Origin of the sequence: Exiguobacterium indicum HHS 31 (assembly GCF_001939065.1) — a bacterium.
Taxonomy (GTDB): domain Bacteria; phylum Bacillota; class Bacilli; order Exiguobacteriales; family Exiguobacteriaceae; genus Exiguobacterium_A; species Exiguobacterium_A indicum.
Genome location: NZ_MPSZ01000003.1, coordinates 140,806 through 154,554 on the forward strand (window position 1 = coordinate 140,806; position 13,749 = coordinate 154,554).

General features: G+C 46.5%; 12 protein-coding genes. 5 read left to right on the forward strand and 7 right to left on the reverse strand.

The window, feature by feature from the left end:
• Positions 1–6: 6 nt before the first annotated feature.
• The 6 genes from gatA to N179_RS10460 form a co-directional block, all read right to left on the reverse strand.
• Entirely contained in the window at positions 7–1,449 is a 1,443-nt protein-coding gene (gene gatA / locus N179_RS10435) for an Asp-tRNA(Asn)/Glu-tRNA(Gln) amidotransferase subunit GatA (protein ID WP_023469335.1), read from the reverse strand.
• Positions 1,450–1,464: 15 nt separating this feature from the next.
• The gene (gene gatC, locus N179_RS10440; protein WP_023469336.1) at positions 1,465–1,755 is read right to left on the reverse strand and encodes an Asp-tRNA(Asn)/Glu-tRNA(Gln) amidotransferase subunit GatC; all 291 of its coding nucleotides are present in this window, start codon (positions 1,753–1,755) and stop codon (positions 1,465–1,467) included.
• A gap of 199 nt (positions 1,756–1,954) precedes the next feature.
• On the reverse strand, positions 1,955–3,181 hold the full coding sequence (locus N179_RS10445; protein ID WP_276327337.1) for an Nramp family divalent metal transporter: 1,227 nt from the start codon (positions 3,179–3,181) through the stop codon (positions 1,955–1,957).
• 129 nt (positions 3,182–3,310) lie between these two features.
• On the reverse strand, positions 3,311–4,822 hold the full coding sequence (gene putP / locus N179_RS10450; RefSeq protein ID WP_075642839.1) for a sodium/proline symporter PutP: 1,512 nt from the start codon (positions 4,820–4,822) through the stop codon (positions 3,311–3,313).
• Between the two features lie 79 nt (positions 4,823–4,901).
• A complete protein-coding gene (gene pruA, locus N179_RS10455; protein ID WP_029342578.1) occupies positions 4,902–6,446 on the reverse strand; it encodes an L-glutamate gamma-semialdehyde dehydrogenase in 1,545 nt (514 codons plus the stop codon).
• Positions 6,447–6,576: 130 nt separating this feature from the next.
• Positions 6,577–6,864 carry a HesB/YadR/YfhF family protein gene (locus N179_RS10460; RefSeq protein WP_023469340.1) on the reverse strand — a complete coding sequence of 96 codons (288 nt, stop codon included), beginning with the start codon at positions 6,862–6,864 and terminating at the stop codon, positions 6,577–6,579.
• A 122-nt stretch (positions 6,865–6,986) separates the two neighbouring features.
• Between N179_RS10460 and N179_RS10465 the strand changes: the two genes are divergently transcribed.
• From N179_RS10465 to N179_RS10480, 4 genes are all read left to right on the forward strand, one after another.
• On the forward strand, positions 6,987–7,826 hold the full coding sequence (locus N179_RS10465) for a hypothetical protein (protein WP_058264631.1): 840 nt from the start codon (positions 6,987–6,989) through the stop codon (positions 7,824–7,826).
• 12 nt (positions 7,827–7,838) lie between these two features.
• A complete protein-coding gene (gene bcp, locus N179_RS10470) occupies positions 7,839–8,288 on the forward strand; it encodes a thioredoxin-dependent thiol peroxidase (protein ID WP_023469342.1) in 450 nt (149 codons plus the stop codon).
• Positions 8,289–8,617: 329 nt separating this feature from the next.
• Positions 8,618–10,267: a peptide ABC transporter substrate-binding protein gene (locus N179_RS10475; protein ID WP_023469343.1), complete on the forward strand. Its 1,650-nt coding sequence runs from the start codon at positions 8,618–8,620 to the stop codon at positions 10,265–10,267.
• Between the two features lie 268 nt (positions 10,268–10,535).
• On the forward strand, positions 10,536–11,186 hold the full coding sequence (locus tag N179_RS10480) for a homing endonuclease associated repeat-containing protein (protein WP_023469344.1): 651 nt from the start codon (positions 10,536–10,538) through the stop codon (positions 11,184–11,186).
• 99 nt (positions 11,187–11,285) lie between these two features.
• On the opposite strand, the gene N179_RS10485 is transcribed toward N179_RS10480, so the two are convergent.
• Positions 11,286–12,983: a GGDEF domain-containing protein gene (locus N179_RS10485; protein ID WP_055969073.1), complete on the reverse strand. Its 1,698-nt coding sequence runs from the start codon at positions 12,981–12,983 to the stop codon at positions 11,286–11,288.
• A 133-nt stretch (positions 12,984–13,116) separates the two neighbouring features.
• Here N179_RS10485 and N179_RS10490 point away from each other — a divergent pair, with 133 nt between their 5' ends.
• Positions 13,117–13,725 carry a YktB family protein gene (locus N179_RS10490; protein ID WP_058714075.1) on the forward strand — a complete coding sequence of 203 codons (609 nt, stop codon included), beginning with the start codon at positions 13,117–13,119 and terminating at the stop codon, positions 13,723–13,725.
• The last annotated feature ends 24 nt before the right edge of the window (positions 13,726–13,749 follow it).

Sequence of the window (13,749 nt, forward strand, 5' to 3'; positions counted from 1 at the left end):
CGCTCCTTATAACTTCGGAAGCGCGAATCCACCTGTCGCAAGCTCAAACGCATGCGCAGCGCGGTAGATTGTCGCCTCATCGAAATGTTTTCCAATGATTTGTAAGCCGACCGGAAGACCGTCGACGAATCCAGCTGGAACCGAGATGGCTGGGACACCTGCTAAGTTGATTGGAATCGTCAAAATGTCATTCGCATACATCGTGACGGGATCATCGAGTTGTGCACCGAGTTCGAATGCTGGTGTCGGCGCTGTTGGTCCGATGATGACGTCATAGTTCGCGAGGACATCGTCGAAGTCCTTTTTGATCAACGTTCGAGCTTGTTGTGCTTTTTTATAGTAGGCATCGTAGTAACCTGAGCTGAGCGCATACGTTCCGAGCATGATCCGGCGTTTGACTTCGTCTCCGAATCCTTGTGAGCGAGAATACTTGAAGACATCTTCAAGTGCGTCCGCTTCCGCACGGACTCCATAACGAATACCGTCAAAGCGCGCGAGGTTCGATGATGCTTCGGATGAAGCGAGTAAGTAGTACGTCGCAAGCGCATATTTCGAGTTCGGAAGTGACACTTCATCAACCGTCGCACCGAGTGCTTCGAGTTTTTGGATTGCTTCACGGATGTTAGCTTTGACACCTTCACTGACACCCTCACCGAAGTATTCTTTCGGAACAGCGATCTTCAACCCTTTGATATCACCTGTCAACGCTTGTGTGTAATCCGTTGCGGCGACATTCGCAGACGTCGAATCCATCTCACAGTGTCCTGCGATCGCGCTCAAGAGATACGCGTTGTCTTCGACTGTTCGTGTCAACGGACCGATTTGGTCAAGCGACGACGCGAACGCCACAAGACCGAAGCGTGAGACGAGACCGTATGTCGGTTTCAACCCGACGACACCACAATAGGCAGCCGGTTGACGAATCGAACCACCTGTATCCGAACCAAGGCTGAACAAGACTTCGCCTGCTGCGACAGCTGCTGCTGAACCACCTGAAGAACCACCTGGAACGTGTTTCGTATTCCATGGATTGCGAACCGGTTTGTACGCTGAGTTCTCGTTTGAAGAACCCATCGCGAACTCATCCATGTTCAATTTCCCGATCGTGACCGCCCCTGCTTCATGCAGACGCTCGACGACCGTCGCGTCATGCGCTGGTACGAAGTTCTCGAGGAATTTCGAACCACATGTCGTCGTCATCCCTTTTGTGACGATGTTATCCTTGACACCGATTGGAAGACCAAACAATGGATTTGCTTCATGTTTCGCGACATCATCCATTCGTTTTGCTTGCTCGAATGCTTCTTCGTTCAATGAAAGAAACGCACCGATTTTTCCATCGACGCGGTCGATTTGATCAAAGGATTCTTGGACGAGTTCAGAAACTTTGACTTCGCCATCCTGAATGAGTGTGTGTAGTGTTTTGACACCATGTTCAAAAAGTGACATCGGGTCATTTCCTCCTTATTCGAACACCGCTGGGACGCGGACTTGTCCGTCTTCCCAATCGGGTGCGAGTCGTTCTACTTCCGTACGCGGAAGTGATGGACGTACTTCGTCCTTACGTAGGACGTTCTTTAAATCGAGGACATGAGTCGTCGGTTCGACGCCTGTCGTATCGAGTTCATTTAATTGTTCAGCGAACCCAAGAATCTTCTCGAGTTGTCCTGTGAATTGTGCTACTTCTTCATCTGTCACGGCAAGGCGTGCCAAATGCGCCACGTGGCGGACTTGCTCCTCATTAATCTTTGCCATGTCATTCCACCTCCGGAACTTTTGCGATATATTTTACACTATTTCTAATCATAGCACTTTTCGTCCAGACAAAAAAGACGATGGTGCATCGGGGGGAGGTCCGCACCATCGTCCTATAGGGGTAGCAAAGCTTCCGGGCGGAAAGCTTCTAGTTATGAAATACCCGCTTTAAATCAGACGAAACAAAAATACTGAATATTCATACTAATACATCGACGAGCAGATAGACATTGAAGACGATGACGATCGAGACGATGATCCAGGCCAACGTGTTCATGAACCGACTGTTCCGATGTTCCCCCATGTACTGTTCACTCGCTGTCGCCCGAATCAAGGGAATCAAGGCGAACGGAATCCCGAACGATAAGGCGACCTGACTAAGGACAAGTGCTCGTGTCGGATCAAAACCGGAGAACAGCAACAAAATTGCCGGCAACATCGTCACGGTCCGGCGAACGAACAGTGGCAGTTGAAGATGAAGAAAGCCGCGCATGATCGCGTCCCCTGACATCGTCCCGACGCTTGAAGAAGCGAGACCCGAGACAAGTAAAGCAATCGCAAACAGATACGGTGCGCTACCACCGAGCGTGACATGAAGTCCCTCGTAGATCGCTTCAAGCGAACCCGCTTGATACGTCGTGCCGTAAAACACACTGGCGGCGATGACGAGCATCGCTCCGTTGACCGCTCCAGCAATCAACATCGCTCCCCAAATGTCGAAACGCTGAATCCGTAACATCGAAGCTTTATTCGCAACGTGTCCCATCCGGCGTTTCGTTAAATCGGAATGGAGATAGATCGCATGCGGCATGACGGTCGCTCCGAGCATCCCGGCAGCGAGGACGATGCTCGATGTGCCTTCGAATCCCGGTAACAAACCTGCCGATAGATCACGGAATACAGGATGAACTTCAAATACTTCAATCGCAAAAGCAGCCGCGATGATCAGGACAAGAACGGCGATGACGGCTTCAAAATGCCGAAGTCCCTTTTGCTCGAAGCCGAGGATGACGAAGGACAGTACAGCTGTTAAAAGGGCCGCCATCCGTAAATCAATCGCAAACAATAAATGAAATCCGAGTGCGGCTCCGACGAACTCAGCGAGATCGGTTGCCATCGCGACAAGTTCCGCTTGTACCCAGTAGAAGAAGCGTGTGACCGGCGATAACTCTTCCCGGATCACTTCCGCTAAACTGAGATTGCTGACGATTCCAAGCTTGGCTGACAGGAACTGAATGACGACTGCCATCAAGTTCGAGGCAACGATGACCCAGAGCAGCAAATAGCCATACTGGGCGCCTGCCGTCATGTTCGTCGCGAAGTTTCCCGGATCGAGATACGCGACGGCAGCAACGAACGCCGGTCCGATATATGTCCGTTTTTTCGGTAAATCATGTGTAAGTGGTTGTGTCGCCATCTCGTTCACCTCACTTTTTGTTTTTATTATACGCTCATTTTGCGCAAGTACAACAAATATGTTTATGGTAAATAATAACGTATGAAGTAAACAAAAAAGGAGTGTCTCCTGTAATCAGGAAACACTCCTTTTGGTTAATTAGACGATTTTCCGCTCAGGTTCTGCACCTTTTAGCTGCGCTTGCACTTGATCGAATTCATCATAGATCGCTTGACTCGGTTCCTTCGTCACGAGACTACCGATGACGAGCGCAATCGTCGAAGCGATGAACGCCGGAATCATCTCATACATTTCTGAAATGTAGGATGGTAATCCGGCGATATTCTGATTGATGAGGATCCATGCGATGACGACGACGGATCCCGTAATCATTGAAGCAAGTGCTCCCGTTTTGTTCATTCGGCGCCACAGTAAGCTGAACAGCACGACTGGACCGAACGCCGAACCAAAGCCAGCCCATGCGTATCCAACGAGCGTCAGAATCGACTTCTGCGCGCCGAACGATAAGAGAATCGCGAGAAGCGCAACGACGAGAACCATCACGCGACCCATGACCATCAGTTCACGGTCTGAAGCGCTGCGTTTAAAGAAACGGTGATAGAAATCATTCGTTGCCGCACTTGAAGAGACGAGCAGCTGCGTCGAAATCGTCGACATGATCGCAGCGAGTAAGGCTGCCAGCAACAGTCCCGTAATGAATCCTGGGAAAAGATCACGTGATAATTGAATGAAGACATTCTCTGGATTTTTTAATCCAGCACTTTGTTGCGTGAAATAGGCATAACCGATCAAACCTGTCACCATCGCACCAACGATCGAGAACGTCATCCAAATCATTCCGACGCGACGCGCTGACTTCATCTCGTGTAAATTCCGGATCGCCATAAAACGAACGATGATATGCGGTTGGCCAAAGTAACCAAGTCCCCAGGCGAGGAGCGAGATGATACCAATCGTCGTCGTCCCTTTGAAGAGTTCCAATTTCGAGCCGTCCGTCGACCGGATCGTCTCGAGTGTATCGTTGATCCCGCCACTTAAAGTCAGCGCAACAGCAGGTACGATCAGCAACGCGATGACCATGATCATCCCTTGGACGACGTCCGTCCAACTGACGGCGAGGAAACCACCGAGGAAGACGTATGCAATGACGACGCCAGCTAGAATCCAAAGACCTGTCGTGTACTCGAGACCAAAGACAGCTTCGAATAAACGACCACCGGCGACAAAACCACTTGATGCGTACATTATAAAGAATATTAAGATAACTCCAGCTGAAACTGTACGCAAGACACCACTTTTATCGTGGAATCGTTTTTCAAAGTAATCGGGAATCGTGATCGCATCCCCTGCATGTGCCGTATACGCACGCAGACGCGGCGCGACGAGCAACCAATTGGCATAAGCGCCAAGCAATAAACCAACGACGATCCATCCACTGGACAGACCAGTTGCATACATCGCACCCGGTAATCCCATCAACAGCCAGCCACTCATGTCACTTGCCCCTGCAGAGAGCGCCGTGACGACGGGACCGATCGTACGTCCCCCAAGCATGTAGTCATTCATGTTCTTCGTCCGATAATACGCAATGACGCCTAGTGCGACCATCAGTCCGAGATACAGCAAAATCGCAAACCACATTCCGTTCATCCTTGCTCCCCCTTTTTTTCGTGATATAAGAAAAACGGGCATGCAGGTCGCACACCCGTTTCATCTATTAAACACCATTTCAGAACATTTCTGAAGTTGTTTTTGCTTGAAGATGTAAAGTCAAGTAATCCGGTCCGCCCGCTTTCGAATCCGTTCCAGACATGTTGAATCCACCGAATGGTTGGTAACCAACGATTGCGCCTGTGCACCCACGGTTGAAGTAGAGGTTACCGACGTGGAAGTTCGCACGTGCGTACTCTTGGTTCGTCCGGTCTTGCGTGATGACAGCGCCTGTCAACCCGTATTCCGTGTTGTTCGCGATGTCGATTGCTTCTTTGAAATCTTTCGCTTTCGTGAAGGCGACGACTGGTCCGAAGATCTCTTCTTGCATCAAACGATCCGTTGGTTGAACGTCCGCGACGACTGTCGGTGAGACGAAGAATCCTGTTGAGTCGTCTGCCGTACCACCTGCGACGATGCGTCCTTCTTCTTTTGCGACGTCGAAGTACGACGTGATTTTCTTGAATGCTGCTGCGTCGATGACTGGTCCGACGTTGTTTGAGACATCCGTCGGGTTACCGATGCTGAGTTTGTTCGTGTTCGCGACGACTTTTTCGAGCAACTCGTCATAGACAGAGTCGAGTGCGACGACACGTGAACAAGCTGAACATTTTTGACCCGAGAATCCGAATGCCGCTTTCGTGATCATGTCCGCTGCGTAATCGAGGTCGGCCGACTCATCGATGACCATCGTATCTTTTCCGCCCATTTCCGCGATGACGCGTTTGAGCCAGATTTGACCTTCGTTTAGTTTCGATGCCCGCTCGTTGATGCGAAGACCGACATCACGTGATCCCGTGAAGCTGATGAAACGTGTTTTCGGGTGATCGACGAGGTAGTCACCAACTTCTGCCCCTGAACCTGGTACGAAGTTCAAGACGCCTGCCGGAAGACCAGCCTGCTCCATCACTTCGACGAATTTCGCTGCGACGACCGGTGTCGTTGATGCGGGTTTCAAGAGGATCGGGTTCCCTGCCACGATTGCTGCGACAGCTGTTCCAGCCATGATCGCGAGTGGGAAGTTCCATGGTGAGATGATGACACCAACACCGAGTGGAATGTAATCGTAACGGTTGTATTCGCCTGGACGACTCTCGACTTTTTTGCCGTCTTTTAAGACGAGCATCTGACGTGCGTAGTACTCGAGGAAGTCGATCGCTTCTGCTGTATCGGCATCTGCTTCGTTCCAAGGCTTCCCTGCTTCTTTGACGAGGTAGGCAGAGAACTCATGCTTCCGCTTACGGATGATGTTCGCCGCTTTGAATAGGACGTCCGCACGTACAGACGGATTGACGAATTTCCATGTTTCGAAGGCTGTGACCGCTGCTTGCATCGCTTCTTCTGCATGTTCCTGTGTCGCTTTCGAGACACGTCCGACGATCTCTTCTTTGTTAGCCGGATTGACGGAGACGATTTTATCTTCCGTCGTCACATGTTTTCCACCGATAACGAGCGGATAATCTTTGCCGAGTTCTTGCGTGACGAGTGCAAGTGCCTCTTCGAACGCTTTCTTGTTTGCTTCTTGTGAGAAGTCCGTGAATGGTTCGTGTTTGTACGGAATCATCTCTATTCCCCCTTTAATCTCTACTTTAAATCGCTTACATTCTCCATTGTACAGAAGCATGAGTCCGCTTACAATTATTCTAGTCAAAAAAATAGAGGAGCGACCGATTTGGTCTCTCCTCAGTTCTCGATTATTCCTTTGCTTGTGAAAAGACGATTTCTTCGTGTTCAATTGAAACTTTGACGTCTTGCCCTTGGAATAACCAGTCATCTTGATCCGAAACGACGAAGTGGATGCCGTCGACGACCTCTTCGACCGCTGCCCGTTCGACTTCTTCCATATGAACACCGACCGAGAAACCTTGTGTTAAATCCGTTGAGCCACCATATTTTGCGAAGAAGCGAATCGTATCGCCTGATTTTGCTTCCATCTCATCTTTGAAGTATTGTAATGCCTCATCTGTAATATGAATTTTCATATCTATCACTCCCCTTTCGTTTAGTGTACCGATATCCTACTCAAAAAAGCGAATTTCCTGTATGGTAGAGACAAGATTAGCTATGAAAGCACCATGAAACATTCATCTTAGGAGGAATTCGAATGAAACGATCGCTCGTAGTGCTGCTTGCGACCAGTCTCGTACTCGTCGGTTGCGGAAACGATTCCCCGTCTTCTACAGATACCAAATCCCCGAAGACGACGGAAACGAAACAACAGAAGGCTGAACAGGCCGTTCTTGACGTCTATCAAACATACGAAAAAACGCTCGGTCAATCCGGACGAGCAGATGCGAAGGATCTCGCATCGATTGAATATACGGCTGACGCAAAACAACTTGAACCGCTTGCCGTTGGTGCGAAGAACTTGAATGTCGTTCCCGGTAAGGTCGTCAAGTCGTTCCAAAAGGGCGACGTCGCCTATATCATCCACGAATTCAAGGATGCGAAAGGATCGATTCTCCCAAACCGGGGATCGAAACTGTTATTGAAGAAAGACGATGAGTGGAAAATCGTCCTGACACCGACGACATTCGATCCGTCCGTCTTCTCGACGCTTGGCGATATGTTCACTGGATTTAACGCTGATGAATATGGTGTCAATGCGAAGGCGGCTGATGAGATCGGAAAAACCGATGAAAAAGAGCAGGATGCCGTCTTCTCTCGTGTCAATGCGCAAACCGATTATATGGCGCTTGAGATGAACAGTAACATCCTGATGATTTACGGTGAGGCGCTCAAGAACGAAGGAAATCCTGAAACGCTCGTTGATTACTATCAAGACTACGCAGACTGGTATGAAGAAGAACAGCCACTCCTCATGAAGACAGCGAAAGCCGGTACGGATTATGAGAAGTACTTGATTGCCCTCGATCCATTAAAAGAGAGTCTTCAAAAGAAGCTTGAGAAATATGCGGATCAATTAAACATGGAATTAGGATAAGGAGGAATTTTCATGCAAGCACCAACATTCACCCTTCCGAACGCACAAGGAGAACCGATTTCCCTCGAGGATTATCGTGGAAAAAAAGTCGTACTCTATTTCTATCCGAAGGATTCAACGCCTGGTTGTACGACCGAGGCATGTGATTTCCGTGATGCGACGCAAGCGTTCGAAGAAAATAACACCGTCATTCTCGGTGTTTCTGCTGATAGTCAGAAACGGCATCAAAACTTTATCGCAAAATACGAATTACCGTTCCAATTGTTATCAGATATCGAGCATGAAGTGTGTGAGCAATATGGCGTCTGGCAACTGAAAAAGAACTACGGTAAGGAATATTTTGGAATTGTTCGTTCAACTTTCCTAATTGATGAGTCTGGTGAAATCGTCAAGGAATGGCGCAGTGTGAAAGTAAAAGATCACGTCGCAGAAGCACTTCAGTACGTCCAAGAGCAGAAATGAGTTCAAGAACCAGTTGTTTTATACAACTGGTTCTTTTTGTATTAAACCCTTTTAAAAACTCCTAATTTTATCCTTCAACAAAAATAATTTAATAAAAAAACCATTGGTATTACACACAAATTTAATGATTTTGAAATAATCTGAAAATATTCTATTGATTTTTCTGAATATTGTATTTATTATTGATAACAAGTTGATCCGGTGCTTTCCACAGCTTAAGAATAAAAGGCGATGACCCCTCTTATTTTTAGTCGGACACCGGATCGCTATCTTATCGGTTCTTATCGTTTCACCAGATATATCTATTTCTTTTGGGAGGGATTTACTTTATGAAGAAGAAAAAGGCACTTGCACTCGTTGGAGCACTGACAATCGCTGGATCAAGTCTTGCGGCATGTTCGACGACAGATGAAGGTAAAAAAGAAAGCGGTTCGACATCTGGAGAGAAATCTTCAGACAAACAAATCTTAAATTTAACGAGTGCTTCAGATATTCCAGCACTTAGCCCAACCGTCGCAACAGACTCTGTTTCCTTCACAGTGTTAAACAACGTCCAAGAAGGTCTATTCCGTCTTGATGACAAACAAGAAGCTACACCTGGTGTTGCTGAAAGTGTTGATGTTTCGGAAGATGGACTTACATACACGTTCAAGCTTCGTGATTCGAAATGGTCGGATGGCAGTGATGTCACAGCAAAAGACTTCGAGTATGCATGGAAACGTGTTCTTGATCCGAAAAGTGGTTCGCAATATGCGTATATCATGTATCTCATCGATGGCGCAGAAGCGTATAACACAGGAAAAGGAAAAGCTGACGATGTTGCAGTCAAAGCTGTTGACGACAAAACGCTCGAAGTTAAGCTGACACAACCGGCTGAATACTTCAAATCATTAACTGGTTTCGGTTCATTCATGCCACTGAAACAAGAGTTCGTCGAAAAACAAGGGAAAAACTTCGCAACGAAACCAGATACATTCCTTTACAACGGACCATTCGTCCTATCAGACTGGAAAACAGAAGTCGGTTGGAGCTACAAGAAAAACGATCAGTACTGGGATAAAGATAACGTTAAACTCGAAGAGATCAACTACAAAGTCGTTAAGGAAACATCGACTGCAGTTAACCTTTACGAAAAAGGTGATATCGACCAAGTTGGTCTGACAAGCGAATTCGTAGATCAGTACAAAGATAACGAAGACTTTGATACACGCCTTGATGCATCGATGTACTATATCCAAATGAACTTCAAGAATGAACTCTTGAAAAATAAAGACATCCGTAAAGCAATCGACTCTGGATACGATAAAGAGCAGATGGCAAAAGTTCTCTTAAACAACGGTTCAATCCCAGCTTATTACTATGTCCCGAAAGAATTCGCAAAAGGTCCAGACGGTAAAGACTTCCGTGATGGTAACGAAGGCTTCGGTTCATACGATGCTTCTTCTGCAAAAGCATCGTTCGAAAAAGGATTGAAAGATATCGGTAAAAAATCAGTCAAACTCGAGCTTCTTTCATACGATGATGATAACTCGAAGAAAATCTCTGAATACCTTAAAGGCGAGTGGGAGAAAAACCTTCCAGGTCTTGAAGTCACGATCAAACAACAGCCGTTCAAGAACAAACTTGAGCTAGAATCAAAAGGTGAGTTCGAACTATCATTCGCAGGATGGGGACCTGACTACCAGGATCCGATGACATTCCTCGATATGTGGGTAACAGGTGGACCATACAACCGTGGTAAGTACTCAAGCGATAAATATGATTCACTCATCAAATCAGCTCAAAAAGAAGTAGATGCTGAGAAACGTTGGCAGGCACTGAAAGACGCTGAGAAAACTCTCCTTGAGGACGATCAAGCGATCTCAGTTATGTATCAGCGCGGAGCTTCCTTCTTACGTAAGCCGTATGTCAAAGGAATCGTCAACCATAAAGTAGGTGCCGATACTTCATACAAATGGGCATCAATCGAAGGAAAATAAGTTACACCAAAAGACCAGATTCGCTGACGAGCGTGTCTGGTCTTTTTTTCCACCTGTGTCATTTGTCCTATTTTTCTGAATAGCATTAAAATTTCGTGTCATTCTGTTTTCATTTTTATATCTTCGTTTTATACTATCAAAGAATCCGATTCACTATATTTACAATAATTCATTAAAATTATTCATAATTAATGGAAATGAACCGATATATTTACCACAGAGGACTTTTGCCTCAATACTCTACTTCACTAGGAAGGAGGACTCACTCATGAAGCAACGCGTACTTACAAATCAAAAGAGTTATACGGAAGAACAACTCGAGATGATCGAAGCGATTCGCGCAGTCGGTGAACTCATCCAGGATCGTCCAAGGCGTACAGTCTACCGTCGTTATGCGCTCGTCAATGACTGGCCACAGCCAGAGAATATCGTTCGTCAATTCGGGTCTTGGCCTGAAGCTTTATCTGCAGCAGGTTACGAATGGAATGTAGATCAGCAACCCGAAGAACTCGAGCGGGCGCCGAAGTATACAAAAGATGAGATCTTAAAATCGTTTCATCGCTATGCGCAGGATGTCGGATCGACAATCACCTTGAAAAAGTATCAAATGTGGCGAAAATCCGTTCACCACGCGCCGAGTCACTATCACATCGTTAAGATGTTCGGATCATGGCATGATGCCTGTACGGCAGCAGGTCTTGAAGCCAGCGTGACCTATTCTAAAGCAGAGCTCGCTGCATCGCTTCGTCAAGCCATCGAAGAAGTCGGATTTTCTCTTTCATTTGAAGCTTATCGAGAATGGGCGAAACGGAACAATAAACCCTCGACGAAAGCTCTATTACACCGATACGGCTCTTGGTCGGCTGCGATTCATGCGATTGAAAATGAGATCCGTCTCAACAAACAACAAGCTCAATGAACTCATCCATTCTTCAGTCCTTTCCGATCTTCGAGACGGAAAGGCTTTTTTTCACCAAAAAAAAGATGACGTTTCCGTCCATCTTTTTTTTGGTGTGATTCAAATGACTTTCTCTTTCCATTCATGATACGCTGCGACACGATCGCGTCCTTGGAACTTCGCACCGACATACATCGCACGATCCGCGTTTCGGATCAAACTGGCTAGATCGCCCAGTTCCTTCAGCGTATCTATCCCTATGCTCGCTGTAATCTCAAGAGTATGACCCTCGACTACTATCGGATTAGCATGCAACGTCTCACGAATTCGTTCTGCCACGATGCGGGCGGACTCTAGATCCGTATTCGGAAGCAAGATGACGAATTCTTCCCCACCATACCGAGCCACGAGATCCGTGATTCGCGTCGCTTGCATCAGCAACTTAGCTACTTCAAATAGGACGACATCGCCGATTTCATGACCGTACGTATCATTGATTTGCTTAAAGTGATCGAGATCGATCATCAATGCGGAGAAAGGATACAGATCGCGTTGTTTGATTCGACGATCCCCCCACTCTTGTAACGCGCGATAATTGGGTAATTTCGTCATCGCATCCGTCCGGCTATCAATCAGCAATCGCTCTCGTTCATGTGCGCGCTCTACAGCCCATGACAGGACACGCAACGCGCGATACAACTCGTACCCAAAGTCTTTCGTAAACTCTCCACTGGCTTCAGAAGCAAGTAAGAGTGAGCAATTGATCGTCTCCGTTGCTTCAGGCTGTATGAATAAGACGGATTGAATTTCCTCTGGTAAACAATCATACAATCGAATATCCCACTCCTGTTGCATACCATAGAGTAAAACTTCCTCTTTTTCAATGATTTCCTCTATGACCTTCCCTTCTACATGGTCCGCCTTTAATTTACGCCCATCCTTTAAGGAATAATAGACACTTTGTTGTCCCTCTTCGAAATCGAATTTAATCCATGCAATATCCGGTTTGACGAATTGATTGAGCTGCCGCAGGTATCGTTCGATGATAAATTGCGCGTCACCGTCTTTCCACGCCGCTTCTTTTAAACGTTCAATTTGTTCCCAATGCTCGATCCGGTCCGATGCTTGGACCGAACTACCGAGAGAACGCTTGATGATGAAAAGTGCAAACGCTGCCATTACAAGCCCGCTATTCCCGTTACCTTGCACGACAAGTGTACTGAAAATACCATAGAGTAGTTCTGCCGTGATGACGACTGCTTCGAAGCGTAACAGCTGAAACATGACATCACTTGGAATATTTTCACCCAAAAGAAATCGTGAAAGTTGGTATTGCAGCAATAAGACAATCCATAAAATAACGACCATCGCAAGCAACGGGATGATGTTGTCAGTTAATTGAAAGGCATCACCATGCGTTCCACCTAAGAGATTATAAGCCAGACCTGCTGGTACGATTAAGAAAAGTTCTAGCGCCACATTGAACGGATAGTTATGTAGCATCCGTCGTCTTCCGACTGGTGTATGAATCGTACGTAATTGATAAATCAACATGGTGACCTGTCCTACACAAATAGCAGAAAGCATGCCATACGTTAAAAATGTGAACAATACAAAACCAAAATGAAACGTGAAGCTCATATGTCGTCGGCGAACCGGATCGACGACAAAAATAGTGGATAATGCGGCAATCAATAAAAACGTGAACAAGTCGACGCTGAGGCTATAATCCTTAGACTTCGCAAAAAGATCGATGCCAATCACGATTAAGAAAAATACGACCCAGCTTCGAAGGAGATATTGTTGAAAACGGCGCACTCGAACTTCCCCTTCCTGTTTAATCTATTTTTTAAAATTGTAATAAATTGTTAATTCTATTATTCAATTTTTTGAGCAAAATGTCGAACTTGAATCGTTTCATTTGATACACTCATTAAAGAGGTGATCTTTCATGACAAATACGTTTACTCAATATGCTTTTGACACGTTTCACATTGATGGTCTTGATTCACGAATGCATGCCATTCGCGAGCGCATCCAACCGATTTTTCGCGATATCGGACAAGAAATCACGCCCGACTTGACCGTCGCGATCGAAGAGGACATGCACGTCCATATCGCACAACATGCTAGACGCAAAGTAAATCCGCCACAGGATACATGGATGGCTTTTTCACCAGATAAACGCGGCTATAAAAAGCATCCTCACTTCCAAGTCGGACTGTTTGATGACCATCTGTTCATTTGGCTCGCCTATATCTATGAGTTGCCGAACAAACAACACTATGCCTCAAAATTACTAAATCATACGGATTTACTAACCACACTCCCTGAAGACTTCGTCATTTCATATGATCATATGAAAAAAGATGCTGTTCCCGTACACGAGACCGACATCCATTCAGGGTTAGAACGCTTCCATGATGTCAAAAAAGCAGAATTCCTCGTCGGTCGTCACATTTCAGCACAACAAGTGAGCGAATTGACACGCGAGGAGTTATTAGATGTGATTCGAAATACCTATTCGCATCTCGTACCACTCTATAAAACGATTAAATAAAAAGGATGGCCGAATCGGTCATCC